Annotated in this window: 13 protein-coding genes; 9 read left to right on the plus strand and 4 right to left on the minus strand. The window is 65.2% G+C overall.

Annotated features, from left to right (window positions below):
- Nucleotides 1-202: 202 nt before the first annotated feature.
- The gene (locus tag ACCQ15_RS03750) at nucleotides 203-1567 is read left to right on the plus strand and encodes a glutamate--cysteine ligase (protein WP_372381235.1); all 1365 of its coding nucleotides are present in this window, start codon (nucleotides 203-205) and stop codon (nucleotides 1565-1567) included.
- A 187-nt stretch (nucleotides 1568-1754) separates the two neighbouring features.
- Here the strand turns inward: ACCQ15_RS03750 and ACCQ15_RS03755 are convergent, their stop codons facing one another.
- Together ACCQ15_RS03755 and ACCQ15_RS03760 are read right to left on the minus strand one after the other, a co-directional pair.
- Nucleotides 1755-3257: an ATP-binding protein gene (locus ACCQ15_RS03755; RefSeq protein WP_057682141.1), complete on the minus strand. Its 1503-nt coding sequence runs from the start codon at nucleotides 3255-3257 to the stop codon at nucleotides 1755-1757.
- Complete coding sequence (locus ACCQ15_RS03760) at nucleotides 3254-3973, minus strand: response regulator (RefSeq protein ID WP_011050505.1); 720 nt, start codon at nucleotides 3971-3973, stop codon at nucleotides 3254-3256. Before ACCQ15_RS03760 ends, ACCQ15_RS03755 begins: the two co-directional genes overlap by 4 nt.
- 137 nt (nucleotides 3974-4110) lie before the next feature.
- Between ACCQ15_RS03760 and ACCQ15_RS03765 the strand changes: the two genes are divergently transcribed.
- The 6 genes from ACCQ15_RS03765 to fghA all read left to right on the plus strand — a co-directional run bounded on the left by ACCQ15_RS03765 (nucleotide 4111) and on the right by fghA (nucleotide 9308).
- A complete protein-coding gene (locus tag ACCQ15_RS03765; RefSeq protein WP_014089370.1) occupies nucleotides 4111-5211 on the plus strand; it encodes a glycosyltransferase in 1101 nt (366 codons plus the stop codon).
- A 448-nt stretch (nucleotides 5212-5659) separates the two neighbouring features.
- Nucleotides 5660-5998 (plus strand): hypothetical protein, encoded by a 339-nt coding sequence (locus ACCQ15_RS03770; RefSeq protein ID WP_039417284.1) that lies wholly within the window; start codon nucleotides 5660-5662, stop codon nucleotides 5996-5998.
- Nucleotides 5999-6324: 326 nt separating this feature from the next.
- The gene (locus tag ACCQ15_RS03775) at nucleotides 6325-6600 is read left to right on the plus strand and encodes a metal/formaldehyde-sensitive transcriptional repressor (protein WP_005911021.1); all 276 of its coding nucleotides are present in this window, start codon (nucleotides 6325-6327) and stop codon (nucleotides 6598-6600) included.
- Nucleotides 6601-6666: 66 nt separating this feature from the next.
- On the plus strand, nucleotides 6667-7776 hold the full coding sequence (locus ACCQ15_RS03780; RefSeq protein ID WP_008576768.1) for an S-(hydroxymethyl)glutathione dehydrogenase/class III alcohol dehydrogenase: 1110 nt from the start codon (nucleotides 6667-6669) through the stop codon (nucleotides 7774-7776).
- A gap of 68 nt (nucleotides 7777-7844) precedes the next feature.
- Nucleotides 7845-8420 carry an S-(hydroxymethyl)glutathione synthase gene (gene gfa / locus ACCQ15_RS03785; protein ID WP_029818656.1) on the plus strand — a complete coding sequence of 192 codons (576 nt, stop codon included), beginning with the start codon at nucleotides 7845-7847 and terminating at the stop codon, nucleotides 8418-8420.
- Between the two features lie 57 nt (nucleotides 8421-8477).
- Nucleotides 8478-9308, plus strand: coding sequence for an S-formylglutathione hydrolase (gene fghA / locus ACCQ15_RS03790; protein WP_277570067.1), 831 nt, complete (start codon nucleotides 8478-8480; stop codon nucleotides 9306-9308).
- Between the two features lie 168 nt (nucleotides 9309-9476).
- Here the strand turns inward: fghA and ACCQ15_RS03795 are convergent, their stop codons facing one another.
- Together ACCQ15_RS03795 and ettA are read right to left on the minus strand one after the other, a co-directional pair.
- On the minus strand, nucleotides 9477-9815 hold the full coding sequence (locus ACCQ15_RS03795; protein WP_008576771.1) for a hypothetical protein: 339 nt from the start codon (nucleotides 9813-9815) through the stop codon (nucleotides 9477-9479).
- A gap of 187 nt (nucleotides 9816-10002) precedes the next feature.
- Nucleotides 10003-11664 carry an energy-dependent translational throttle protein EttA gene (gene ettA / locus ACCQ15_RS03800; protein ID WP_005910999.1) on the minus strand — a complete coding sequence of 554 codons (1662 nt, stop codon included), beginning with the start codon at nucleotides 11662-11664 and terminating at the stop codon, nucleotides 10003-10005.
- A gap of 224 nt (nucleotides 11665-11888) precedes the next feature.
- Here ettA and ACCQ15_RS03805 point away from each other — a divergent pair, with 224 nt between their 5' ends.
- Both ACCQ15_RS03805 and glyA read left to right on the plus strand, forming a co-directional pair.
- A complete protein-coding gene (locus tag ACCQ15_RS03805; RefSeq protein ID WP_008576772.1) occupies nucleotides 11889-12386 on the plus strand; it encodes an RcnB family protein in 498 nt (165 codons plus the stop codon).
- Between the two features lie 197 nt (nucleotides 12387-12583).
- Complete coding sequence (glyA, locus tag ACCQ15_RS03810) at nucleotides 12584-13837, plus strand: serine hydroxymethyltransferase (protein ID WP_057685076.1); 1254 nt, start codon at nucleotides 12584-12586, stop codon at nucleotides 13835-13837.
- Nucleotides 13838-13897: the final 60 nt, after the last annotated feature.

Genomic DNA, 13897 nt, shown 5'->3' on the forward strand with positions numbered 1-13897 from the left:
TGCCGGCGCTGCAGAACGCGCAGCCCGGTCATTTGATCCAGATCACGCCATCGCCGCGATCGATGGCGGGCATGCATCGGTGGAAATGTCATGCCCCGCCGGTGTCGCCAATCCTTTCGCGTCGGGCGGGTATAGTGCGGGCCTTGCGGTGGCAGGGGAGGACCCCCACATCGTCCCACCCCTTTCGTTTGCGAGCCTGCCCTTGTCGAGTCCCAGCCACGTTGCCGAAACGCCGATCACCGAACGCGCGGAGCTGGTCCAGGTGCTGGCCTCCGGCGAGAAGCCGAGTGCGGACTGGCGGATCGGCACCGAGCACGAGAAGTTCGGCTTTCAGTTGGATGACCTGCGTGCGCCCACCTTCGAAGGGGCACGCGGCATCGAGGCCTTGCTGACCGGGCTGACCCGTTTCGGCTGGGAGCCGGTGCAGGAAAACGGCCGCACCATCGCGCTGCTGCGCGATGGTGCATCGGTCACGCTGGAGCCGGCCGGGCAACTGGAGCTCTCCGGCGCGGCAGTGGAAACCCTGCACCATACGTGCGTGGAAACCGGCACCCATCTGGACGAAGTGGCGCAGGTCGCCGGCGAGTTGCAGCTGGGCTTTCTGGGCATGGGCTTCCAGCCCAAATGGCGTCGCGACCAGATGCCGTGGATGCCCAAGGGCCGCTACCAGATCATGAAGAACTACATGCCCAAGGTCGGCTCGTTCGGCCTGGACATGATGACGCGCACCTGCACGGTGCAGGTCAACCTGGATTACGCCACCGAAGCGGACATGGTGAAGAAGTTCCGTGTGTCGCTGGCATTGCAGCCGATCGCCACCGCGTTGTTTGCCGATTCGCCGTTCACCGAAGGCAAGCCGAACGGCTACCTGAGCTACCGCTCGCACATCTGGACCGACACCGACGCCGACCGCACCGGCATGCTGGATTTCGTGTTCGAAGACGGCTTCGGCTACGACCGCTACGTTGATTACCTGCTCGATGTGCCGATGTATTTTTCCTACCGCGACGGTGTGTATCACGACGCCAGCGGGCAGAGCTTCCGCGCTTTCATGCAGGGCAAGCTGCCGGCGTTGCCGGGTGCGTTGCCGACGCTGCGCGATTGGTCCGACCACATGACCACCGCGTTTCCGGAAGTGCGTTTGAAGAAGTATCTGGAAATGCGCGGTGCCGATGCCGGCCCGTGGGATCGGTTGTGCGCGCTGTCGGCGTTCTGGGTCGGCCTGCTGTACGACCAGACCGCGCTGGATGCGGCCTGGGACCTGGTCAAGGATTTCAGTCCGACCGAGCGGCATGCGCTGCGCGACGGCGTGCCCAGGTACGCGTTGGGCCTGCCGTTCCGCAACGGCACCGCGCGCGATCTGGCAGTGGAGGCGGTCAACATCGCACGCGAGGGCCTGCGTCGCCGCGCACGCCTGAATCGCGACGGGCAGGACGAAACCGGCTTTCTGGATGTGATCGCCGAGATCGCCGAAAGTGGTGTCACCGCCGCCGAACGCAAGCTGGCGCTGTATCACGGCGCATGGAAGGGCGATATCGACCGCGTGTTCCGCGAGTTCGCCTACTGAGCGTGGGTTGGCCGGTCGCCAGCGCGTGCTGGCGCTGGCAGCCGTTGGCCGTCGGCGATTGCGTGCCGGAGTCGTCGCGTCAGCCGATGTGGCCAGACGCGCAAGGCCATGGCCGGAACAGCGGTGGTGGGCTCGGATCATGACAGCTGCCGCTTGCCCGGCCCGGCAGGCCGCACTCCATCACACGTCAGCGCCGCTCGGGCATGCAGGGCAGTCGTACGGTCACGCGCAAGCCGCCACGCGGGCGATTGTCCAGGCGCAGGTCGCCGCCGTGCGCCAGCACGATGCTGTGCGCCACCGACAAACCCAGCCCGATGCCGCCGGTGTCGCGATTGCGCGAAGACTCGCCACGCACGAACGGCAGCAACAATTGTTCGCGCTGGGTCGGGTCGATGCCGGGGCCGTCGTCGTCGATCCACAACACGCCGTCCTCGCCATCGCGCTGCAGTTGCAGACGGGCGCGCTTGCCGTACTTCAACGCGTTTTCGAGCAGATTCATGACCGCGCGGCGCAACGCCAGCGGGTCGCCGTCCAGGGTGATTTCCGGGCCGGGCAGCAGCTCGGCGTCGGCGCCGATATCGGTGGCGTTGTCCACCACGCTCTCCACCAGCAAGCGCAGATCCAGCGGCGCGCGCTCGCCGCGATGACGATCGTTCTGGATGAAGTCCAGCGCTGCGGAAATCATCGCCTTCATTTCGTTGATATCGGCCAGCGCCTTGTCGCGCAGCGGTGGCTGCAGGCCATCCAGACGAAACGACAGCCGCGCCAGCGGCGTGCGCAGGTCGTGCGCAATCGCTGCGACCATGTGCGTGCGTTCGTTGATCAGGCGGTTCAGGCGCGCCTGCATCGCGTTGAACGAATCGGCTGCGCGCACGATTTCCGGCGGGCCGCTGCGTTGCAGGGCGGCGGCATCGGGATTCCGGCCCAGGCGGTCGGCAGCTTCGGCAAAGCGCTTGATCGGTGCCGACAGCGCGCGCGAAAACCACCATGCCAGCGGCACGTTGGCCAGCAGGCCGGCCAGGAACAGCAGCACGACGTGGGTCTTGAACTCGCCCGAGAGGCGTCGACGCGGCGATTCCACCGTACGCCAACGGCCATCGGGTTGTTGCAGGGCGGCGGTGAAGCCGTCCAGCAGCGGTACGCCGGGGGTCAGGCGCTCGCTTTCCCAGGCGCCGGGCAACTCGTCCGGGCGCAGCCCGTCGCCGGGCAGCGCAGCAGGGTGGCCGTCACGCGGCCAGTCGTCCGGAAACGGCGGCAGAGGTTGCGTGCCAGGGCGTTCGTGCGCCCCGTCACCGCCTTCGCCCGCGTGGTTCTGGTTGGACCACCGCTGCGGCGGCAGCATGCCTGGCTGGGGGCCTTCACGATCATTGGCGTTGCGGTAGAACCGCACCTGGCGTTCGGGCACGTCCAGCCAGTGCGCAAGCAGCATTTCGGCGAAGGGGTCGCGCACCTGGCCTGTCGGCGGCACCGGGGCTTGCGCCGATTCGTGCACTTTCAGGGTTTGGGTACCGGCCGGCATGCGGGTGGAGAGCAGCGCCACCACTTCCGGCGGATGGACCGGAGGCTCGTAGACGGGGGTACGCATCATCAACAGGGCGATGCCCACCGCCTGGGCGGTGACCAGGGCCACCGCCAACAACACAAAGGTCCGCGCAAAGATCGACAGCCCGCGCCGTGCCGGTTTGCTCACAGGCGCGAGACGCTCGGCAGCAGCATGTAGCCCTCGTTGCGTACGGTGCGAATCAACTCGGTATGGACGCGCTCATTGATTTTGCGGCGCAGGCGGCTGATCTGGCTGTCGATGGCGCGGTCGTAGACGTCGGTGTCGCGGCCGCGGGCGTAGTCCAGCAGCTGGTCGCGGCTGAGCACGCGCTGCGGGTGTTCGACGAAGGTGCGCAGCAGCGCGAACTCGCCGTCGGACAGATTGATGAAGATGCCGGTGGGGTCGCGCAGGTCGCGGCGCACCACGTCCAGCCGCCAGCCGGCGAATTCGTAGACGTTTCCGCGCTGGTCGGCCTGTTCGTTGCTGGCCTGGCTGCGCCGCAGCAGGGCGCGCACACGGGCCAGCAATTCGCGCGGATTGCAGGGCTTGGCGAGGTAATCGTCGGCGCCGACTTCCAGGCCGATGATGCGGTCGGTGTCGTTACCCAGCGCGCTGAGCATGATGACCGCAGGTGAACCGCGCTCGCTGGCCAGGGCGCGCGCTGCACTCAGCCCATCTTCTCCTGGCATCATCACGTCGAGTACGATGAGGTCCGGGCGGCGCTGCGCCATGACAGAGCGCATCTCCGCCACGTTTTCGGCCATATCCACCTGGTAGCCGTGAGCGCTCAGAAATTCGCCGATCAGCTTGCGCAGGTCCGGATCGTCGTCGACCACGAGAACGCAGGGTTGTTGCAGGTCCATAGGGATCATCGTCTGTGGCGCGGAGCTTGGCCCGCGCAAGGTGGTGGCTGCCGGATACATGGTGCTCGCAATTGCAGGGCTGGAACACGCATCATAATGATCGAATTTGTCAACCATTGGCACACGTGTAACGCACCATGACAGACCAAGACATCGCGCAGGAAGCCACGGCATCGACACTATGCCGTTGTACTGGCGCGTGCGTGCATGACAAGGCATTTCCAATGATGCGGGTGATCAGTCGCGACAACGGCGTGGGGCTGACCCGCGACATGGTGCTGATGGCCGATACGCTGCGCGCCGGCGGCGTGCCGGTGCAGGAAGTGGGATTCACCAGTCAGCGCCTGCACGACACTGGGCGCGAGGCACGCCTGTGGGCCAGCCGCACGCTGTTCGGGCGGGTGCCGCTGCAGATCTTTTCCGAGCGCGTGTACAAGCGCTGCCTGCCGCTGGGGCAGATCAACCTGCTGGTGCCCAACCCGGAGTGGCTGCTGCCCAAGTGGCTGCCATTGCTGCCGCGCTTCGATGCGGTGCTGTGCAAGACCCACCATGCCGAGCGAATCTTCCGCAGCCTCGGGTGCGCCACGCGCTTCATCGGCTTCACCAGCCCGGATCGCCATGACCCACGCGTGTTTCGTCAGCGCGCTTTCTTCCACCTGGCCGGGCGCAGTACCGCCAAGGGCACGCGCGTCTTGCTGGACACCTGGCAGCAGCATCCGGAGTGGCCGCTGCTGACGGTGGTGCAGAACCCACGCACCGCCGGCAAGCCGGTCGTGGCCCCGAACATCGACCACCGCGTGGGGTATCTGGACGATGCCGAACTGCGCCGCATGCAGAACGCGCATCTGTTCCATATCTGCCCCTCCGAGGCCGAAGGGTTCGGGCACTACCTGATGGAAGCGCTAAGCGTGGGCGCGGTGACGTTGGCGACCGACGGCGAGCCGATGAACGAATTGATCAGGCCCGAACACGGGGTGCTGATCCCGGTGGCCGAGGTGCGTCAGCGTCGTCTGGCATCGTATTACTACGTGGACGCGGCAGGCATCGCGCAGGCAGTGGAAACCGCGCTGGCATTGCCACAGGCCCAACTGGACCAGTTGTCGGCCAACGCGCGCGCGTTCTACCAGGCCAACGATGCGGCATTTGCCGCGCGCTTTCGTGCTGCGGTGCTGGCCTCGCTACCGGAGCATGCAGTGGACGCTGCGGTCGCCGCGGCGCCGGCTGCCGTCGAAAACTGACGGCGACAACGCCTGCGTCGCCACTGTCGGACCCCGCATCTTCCCGTGCGTAAGCCGAAGCAGGTGCTGCACGCGCCTTGCATCTGCGTTGCGGATGCCGGCAAGCGCCAATCCACGCCGGCGCGCGGCGCGCGATGGCAAATGCGCAGCACAGTCAGCTGCAACTCTTCCCGGACCAGCGCGGCCCAGCCCGCGTCCGCCGTCTGCAGGCCGTGCGCAGATGTGCCATCCAGCCAGGGAGATCACGATGGTCCACGCACCACCACGCGTTGTCGTTACCACTGCAATACTCGCGGCGCTCAACCTGGCAGGTTGTGCCAATTTCTGCGGTGCTAGGCACCATGCGCCTATGCCCTACGCGCATCGCGAGCCACCGCCACCGCCACCGCCGGGTGCAGGAATCATCGATGCGTTACCGCCCTGTGCGCCGGAACACGATGTGATCCCAATGCCGCCGCCTGCCGACGTCGCGCACCGCGCTGCGCCGCAGCGGCAGGATCGGGGAATCGGCGACGGCTGCCTGGTACATAGGGGCGTGGCACCGCCACCGCCGCCACCCTTCGATAGCGACCCATTCGACGCACCGGATGCCGCAGATGAACCGCCTGGCCTGCCGCCAGACGATTCCGAATTCGACGCAGCGCTGCAGGCGTGCGCGACCGCCGAAGGCAGCGCAGCGCCGTTCCCGCAGGCGCCTTCGCCGGACCTGCCGCCCGAGTTGCTGGCGCAATGTCTGGATGCCGCAGGATTCGCTCCGCCGCCGCCGCCGTTCCAGCCCCGGCGCTGATGCGGGCACGCCACCCTAGCGGTCGGCAACGGTAGGGATGATCGAAGGGTCAGATGCTGCGGCAATGGCCCGCAACCATCCTTGCGCTGGGTGCCTGGCGCGCCTGCGACGCGCGAGGCGTCGCCACGTCTGCGCAATGTGCGTGCTGCACTGCGGCTAACAGGTGGGCTCTTAATCCCCGTGCCACCGGCGGCATTGGGGCATCGCGCCATGTGCCAACGCGTGGCGGTCATCGCGCTCGACAAGACCACGGTCGGCAGGCCGCTGGCCATAGCTTTTTTCGAAACAATCCATATACTGCCCCCCAGTATTTTGCTGGAGCTGCCATGCCGCATTCGCCGCACGAGAAAAAGCGAGCGCTAGCACGCGTGCGCCGGCTGCGCGGGCAATGCGACGCGCTGGAGCGGGCGCTGCAGGCGGGCGCGGACTGCGCTCCGGTCTTGCAGCAGATCGCCGCGATCCGAGGCGCCGTGAACGGGCTGATGTCGCAGGTGCTTGAAGCGCATATCCGTGAAGATTTCGGGCACGCCGCCGCATCCGATGCGCAACGCGCCGAGCGGGTGCAGGATCTGCTCGGTCTGGTCCGGTCCTACCTCAAATAAATCTCCCACCGGGTCGGCGCTTGTCGCGCCCCCGTCCTCGAACCTCATCGTCAGGAGCGTCATCCCATGAAATCCCGTGCAGCAGTCGCATTCGGACCCGGCAAGCCGCTGGAAATCGTCGAAATCGACGTCGCGCCGCCGAAAGCCGGGGAAGTGCTGGTCCGCATCACCCACACCGGCGTGTGCCACACCGATGCCTTCACGCTGTCCGGCGACGACCCGGAAGGCATCTTCCCGTCGGTGCTCGGGCATGAAGGCGGCGGCATCGTCGAGGCGGTCGGCGAGGGCGTGACCAGCGTCAAGGTCGGCGACCACGTCATTCCGCTGTACACGGCCGAATGCCGCAAGTGCAAGTTCTGCCTGTCCGGCAAGACCAACCTGTGCCAGGCCGTGCGCGCTACCCAGGGCAAGGGCCTGATGCCGGATGGCACCACGCGCTTCTCCTACAACGGCGAGCCGATCTATCACTACATGGGCTGCAGCACCTTCAGCGAATACACCGTCGTGCCGGAAATTTCGTTGGCCGTGGTCAATCCGGAGGCGCCGCTGGAGAAGGTCTGCCTGCTCGGCTGCGGCGTCACCACCGGTATCGGCGCGGTGCACAACACCGCCAAGGTCAAGCCAGGCGAAAGTGTTGCCGTGTTCGGCCTGGGCGGCATCGGTCTTGCGGTGATCCAGGGCGCGGTGCAGGCCAAGGCCGGGCGCATCCTGGCCATCGACACCAATCCGGGCAAATTCGACCTGGCGCGCAGCATGGGTGCCACCGATTGCATCAACCCCAAGGACTACGACAAGCCGATCCAGGAGGTCATCGTCGAGTTGACCGATGGCGGCGTGGACTTCAGCTTCGAATGCATCGGCAACGTCAACGTGATGCGTTCGGCGCTGGAGTGCTGCCACAAGGGCTGGGGCGAGAGCGTCATCATCGGCGTGGCTGGCGCCGGCCAGGAAATCAGCACGCGTCCCTTCCAGCTGGTGACTGGTCGCGTGTGGCGCGGCAGCGCCTTCGGTGGCGTCAAGGGACGTACGCAATTGCCGGGCATGGTGGAGCAGTCGATGAAGGGCGAGATCGACCTGGACCCATTCATCACCCACACCATGCCGTTGGAAGAGATCAACGAGGCCTTCCACCTGATGCACGAGGGCAAGTCGATCCGCACGGTGATCCATTTCTGACCAGGCGGCCAGGAGCGGCGCGCGGCCGCTTCCGCGCACGTGGTACCCGACACTCCGGGAGGAGCGTGATGACTAACGTGTCGATTCATCCTTCGGTAGATGATGGTGTTGCGCGAGGTGGTGCAGAAGATTTTCAAGGCGGCACGCTTGAATGTCACTGCGCCAGCGACAAGGTGACCGTCGAGGTGTCTGCGCAGACCGCGCATAACCATGCTTGCGGTTGCAGTAAATGCTGGAAACCCGATGGCGCGAAGTTCTCGGTGGTGGCGGTGGTTCCGCGCGACAACGTCAAAGTCACCGCGCACCGGGAAAAGCTGAAGATCGTCGACGAAAGCGCGACGATCCAGCGCCATGCGTGCACCGGTTGCGGCGTGCATCTGTATGGGCGGATCGAAAACAAGGACCACGCATTCTACGGTCTGGATTTTGTGCACACCGAGTTGTCGAAACAACAGGGCTGGTCGGCACCGGGCTTTGCCGCGTTCGTCTCGTCGATCATCGAAACCGGCACGCCGCCGGAGCAGATGGATGGCATACGCACGCGCCTGACCGAACTGGGCTTGCCGCCCTACGACTGCCTTTCCCCGGCGTTGATGGATGCCCTGTCGGCGCATGTGGCACGCAAAAAGGGTCTGTTGCATTGATGGTCCAACCTTGCAGCCGGCGATCCGGCTGCAGGGTTTCTCTTCGTAAGGAATCTCATGGAACGTATCGAACACCGCGCCTGCTTCGGCGGCTGGCAGGATGTCTATCGGCATCAGTCGCACACCTTGAACTGCAGCATGCAGGTGGGCATTTACTTGCCGCCACAGGCCGCCGACGGCCCGTTGCCGGTGCTGTACTGGCTGAGCGGTTTGACCTGTACCGAACAGAATTTCATCAGTAAGGCCGGCGCGCAGCGCTATGCGGCCGAGCATGGGGTGATCCTGGTTGCGCCCGACACCAGCCCACGGGGCGAGGATGTGGCCGATGCGGACGGTTACGACATCGGCAAGGGCGCGGGCTTTTACGTCGATGCCACGCAAGCGCCATGGGCGGCGCATTACCGCATGTACGATTACGTGGTGAACGAATTACCGGCCTTGATTGAAGCGACCTTTGCCACCACCGGTGCACGTGCGATCAGTGGCCATTCGATGGGTGGGCATGGCGCGTTGACCATCGCATTGAAGAATCCGGGCCGCTATCGCAGCGTGTCGGCGTTTTCGCCAATCGTGGCGCCCAGCCAGGTGCCGTGGGGCGAGAAAGCATTTGGCCAGTACCTGGGCAACGACCGTACGACCTGGAAAGCCTACGATGCCACTGCATTGATTGCTGACGCGCAGGAGCGGTTGCCGCTGCTCATCGATCAGGGCGATGCCGATGAATTTCTGCAAACCCAGCTGAAAACCGCATTGTTCGAAGATGCGGCCAGGTCCGCCGGCTACCCGGTGACGGTGCGGCTGCAGCCCGGCTACGACCACAGCTACTACTTCATCGCGAGCTTTATTGGCGAGCACATTGCGCATCATGCTGCGGCCTTGCGTGGTTGAGTGCCGCTGTTGGCGTATGCCGCTGGAGATGCAGTCCGGTGGATGAGGGGCAGGGGCCACGCCGATGCAGTGCGTGGCTTCACGTGTGGCTGAGCGGCGTCCCTCGCCCGCTCTGCCATCGGTGGCACTGGGCACTGCCAGCGCCGCCGACACACGACGGATTGCAGTTCAGCGAACGTCGCGCAGTTCCCAGTGCGAGCCAGCCAGGGCCTGCATGCGCTGTTTGAAAAGGTCGCCGGGAATGCTCGTCGTTGCAACCAGATCGATGCGCAGGTCGTGCTGCTTGCCGGTGACCGTCGCTGCCGGGTCGGTGATGCCCAGGCTGGGATCCACTTCGTCGGGGTCGGTCTGTAGCTGGCGCCAACGGTCGAACCACGCCGGATCGCGCAAAGCTGCCTGCAATTGCTCGGCAAAGGCCTCGGCGCCATTGGCGGTGAAGCTCACCGAGGGCGCACTGCCACGGGCGAGCTTGGGATCGGGCAGGCTGATCGAATAGCTGACAGGCATATGCAAGGCTCAGATGGATGACGCCGGCACGGTAGTGCAGCGCAAGTGAGCATCCCGTCGACGGGCGGGCAGGGGACTCCACACGCGCAGGTGGACGGCGCCAGCAGCCAACAGCCAAGTCTCCGTCCGCTGACTCCGCACACAAAAAAGGCGCCTTTCGGCGCCTTTTCTTTGGAACTACGACGACTTACTTCAAGGCCTTGAAACGCAAACGCTTCGGGCCGGCGTCGTCGCCCATGCGGCGGCGCTTGTCTTCTTCGTACTCGCGGTAGTTGCCCTGGAAGAACTCCACGTGCGAATCGCCTTCGAAGGCCAGGATGTGCGTGGCGATACGGTCCAGGAACCAGCGGTCATGCGAAATCACGAAGGTGTTGCCGGGGAATTCCAGCAACGCATCTTCCAGCGCACGCAGGGTTTCGATGTCCAGGTCGTTGGACGGTTCGTCCAGCAGCAGCACGTTGCCGCCCTGCAGCAGGGTCTTGGCCATGTGCAGACGACCGCGCTCACCACCGGACAGCGAACCGACCATCTTCTGCTGGTCCTGGCCCTTGAAGTTGAAGCGGCCGATGTAGGCGCGCGACTGGATTTCGATGCCGTTGATGTTGAGGATGTCCAGGCCGCCGGCGATTTCCTGGAATACGTTGTGGTTGCCCTCCAGTGCGTCGCGGCTCTGGTCCACGTACGACAGCTGCACGGTCGGTCCGACCACGATCTCGCCGGAGTCCGGCTTTTCCTGGCCGGTGATCATCTTGAACAGGGTCGATTTACCGGCACCGTTGGGGCCGATGATGCCGACGATGGCGCCCGGCGGCACGATCATCGACAGGTTGTCGATCAACAGGCGGTCGCCGAACTTCTTGGACACGTTCTTGAACTCCATCACCGCGTTGCCCAGGCGCTCGCCCGGCGGGATGAAGATCTCGTTGGTTTCGTTGCGCTTCTGGTAATCGACCGATTGCAGCTCTTCCAGGCGGGCCAGACGTGCCTTGCCCTTGGTGCGGCCGCCCTTGGCGTTCTGGCGCGACCATTCCAGTTCCTTCTGGATCGCCTTCTGGCGGGACTTTTCCTGGTTGTCTTCCTGCTTGAGGCGCTCGTCCTTCTGGGTCAGCCAGTCGGTGTAGTTGCCCTTCCACGGAATGCCGCGGCCGCGGTCCAGTTCCAGGATCCATTCGGCGGCGTTGTCCAAGAAGTAGCGATCATGGGTCACCGCCACCACGGTGCCGGTGTAGCGCGCCAGGAACTGCTCCAGCCATTCCACCGACTCGGCGTCCAGGTGGTTGGTGGGTTCGTCGAGCAGCAGCATGTCCGGCTTCTGCAGCAGCAGGCGGCACAGCGCCACGCGACGCTTTTCGCCGCCGGAGAGCTTGCCGACGATGGCGTCCCACGGCGGCAGGCGCAGCGCATCGGCCGCCACGTCCAGCTGGTTTTCCAGCGTATGCGCATCGCCGGCGGCCAGGATCGCCTCCAGGCGCTCCTGCTCCTTGGCCAGCGCGTCGAAATCGGCGCCTTCTTCGGCATAGGCCAGATACACCGCATCCAGCGCGGCCTGGGCCTGCAGCACGTCGCCCACGCCTTCTTCCACCGCCTCGCGCACGGTGTGCTCGGGATTGAGTTGCGGTTCCTGCGCCAGGTAGCCGACCTTGATGCCCGGTTGTGGGCGCGCCTCGCCCTCGAAATCGGTGTCCACGCCGGCCATGATCTTCAGTACCGTGGACTTGCCCGCGCCGTTCAGGCCCAGCAGGCCGATCTTGGCGCCCGGGAAGAAGCTCAGCGAGATGTCCTTGATGATCTGCCGCTTGGGCGGGACCACCTTGCTGACGCGGTTCATGGTGTAGATGTATTGCGACATGGGGGCTCCGTGGACGCAGGCAGCCCGCCGGCCGAGGCCGGAGGCAGCGGAAAAGGGGTTGCGCCAATTATACGGGCAAGTGGCTTGAGCCGCGGCAGCACCCTTGCAGCTAAACCGCACCTTACTTTCGACCTGAATAGGCTTTTTCGTAATCGATTCCAGCAAGAATGCGTTAAGGCGGCCCGCCCCTTAATGAAATTACGACACCGCGAACAGGAACTGTCATGAACCGCAAACGCATCGTTACCGTTGTGCTTTCCTCCATCCTGGCGCTCGGTGCCTTCGCACCTGCGGCGTTCGCCGGGGATTGGGACCGCGACCACGATCGCCGCGGCCATGACCGTCACCATGGCCACGATCATCGAAGAGACTGGCGCGACGCCCGCCGTGACGACCGTCGCGAGTGGCGCCAGGACCGCCGCTACTACAGCAACGGCTATCGCGAGGGTTACCGCGACGCCCGCTACCAGGACCGCCGCTACGACCGCAATCGCGTCTACGTCTACGATCGCCCCGCGTACTACCGCGCCGGCCCGCCGCCGCGTCCGTATTGGGCCCGTGGCCAGCGCTACCACGGCCCGGTCTATGTGGTGAACGATTACGACCGCTACGACCTGCGCCGCCCGCCGTACGGCTACCGCTGGCAGCGCGACGACCGCGGCAATCTGCTGTTGGTGGCCATCGCCACCGGCATCATTGCCGACCTGGTGCTCAACAACTAACGCGGGGCGGCTGCCGGGTCGTCCCCGGCCGCGACCGGCAATCAAGCCGGTCATCACGCAAAGGCGCATCTTCGGGTGCGCCTTTGTCATGTGCGCAGTGCGGGCACACGGGCGGCGCCGGCTGCGCGATTGGTCACCCGTGCGGCAGGGGCTTACAATCGGCGACCCTACTGGCAATAGCTGCCCCGGAGCTTGGAATGTTCTCGCGCGATGTCCGACTGGAAACCTACGACCCCGAACTGGCCAAGGCCATCGCTGCTGAAGCCGGCCGCCAGGAGGATCATGTCGAGCTGATCGCCAGCGAAAACTATTGCAGCCCGCTGGTGATGGAAGCGCAGGGCAGCCAGCTGACCAACAAATACGCCGAAGGCTATCCGGGCAAGCGCTACTACGGCGGCTGCGAGTTCGTCGACATTGCCGAACAACTGGCGATCGACCGCATCAAGCAGGTGTTTGGCGCCGATTACGCGAACGTCCAGCCGCACAGCGGTTCCCAGGCCAACCAGGCGGTGTATCTGGCGCTGCTGCAGCCGGGCGACACCATCCTGGGCATGAGCCTGGCGCATGGCGGCCACCTGACCCACGGCGCAAAGGTCAACGTCTCCGGCAAGCTGTTCAACGCGGTGCAGTACGGCGTCAACGAGCAGGGCCTGATCGACTACGACGAGGTCCAGCGCCTGGCGACCGAGCACAAGCCGAAGATGGTGGTGGCCGGTTTCTCCGCGTATTCGCAGAAGATCGACTGGGCCCGCTTCCGCGCCATCGCCGACAGCGTCGGCGCCTACCTGTTCGTGGACATGGCGCACATTGCCGGGCTGGTCGCCGCCGGGGTGTACCCCAGCCCGATGGAACATGCGCACGTGGTCACTTCGACCACGCACAAGACACTGCGTGGCCCGCGTGGCGGCATCATCGTCGCCAAGGGCGCCAGCGAAGAGCTGCAGAAAAAGCTGCAGTCGATCGTGTTCCCCGGCATCCAGGGCGGCCCGCTGATGCACGTCATTGCGGCCAAGGCGGTGGCGTTCAAGGAGGCGCTGGAGCCGGCGTTCAAGACCTATCAGCAACAAGTGGTCAAGAACGCCCAGGCGATGGCCAATACCCTCATTGCGCGCGGCTACAAGATCGTCTCCGGCGGCACCGAGAACCACCTGATGCTGGTGGACATGATCGGTCGCGATGTCTCCGGCAAGGACGCCGAAGCTGCGCTTGGCAAGGCGCACATCACCGTCAACAAGAATTCGGTCCCCAACGACCCGCGCTCGCCGTTCGTCACTTCCGGTCTGCGCCTGGGCACCCCGGCGATCACCACGCGCGGTTACCAGGAACAGGACAGCATCGACCTGGCCAACTGGATCGCCGACGTGCTCGACGCGCCAACCGACGAAGCCGTGCTGGCGAAGGTGCGCGATGCCGTGACCGCGCAGTGCAAGCGCTATCCGGTGTATGGCTAAGGTGCCGGGATTGGTGATTCGGGATTCGGGATGCGCTAACGGCGCGTCCTTGCTTGTGCT

Source organism: Xanthomonas sp. NCPPB 1754, assembly GCF_041475725.2.
GTDB classification, from domain to species: Bacteria; Pseudomonadota; Gammaproteobacteria; order Xanthomonadales; family Xanthomonadaceae; genus Xanthomonas; species Xanthomonas euvesicatoria.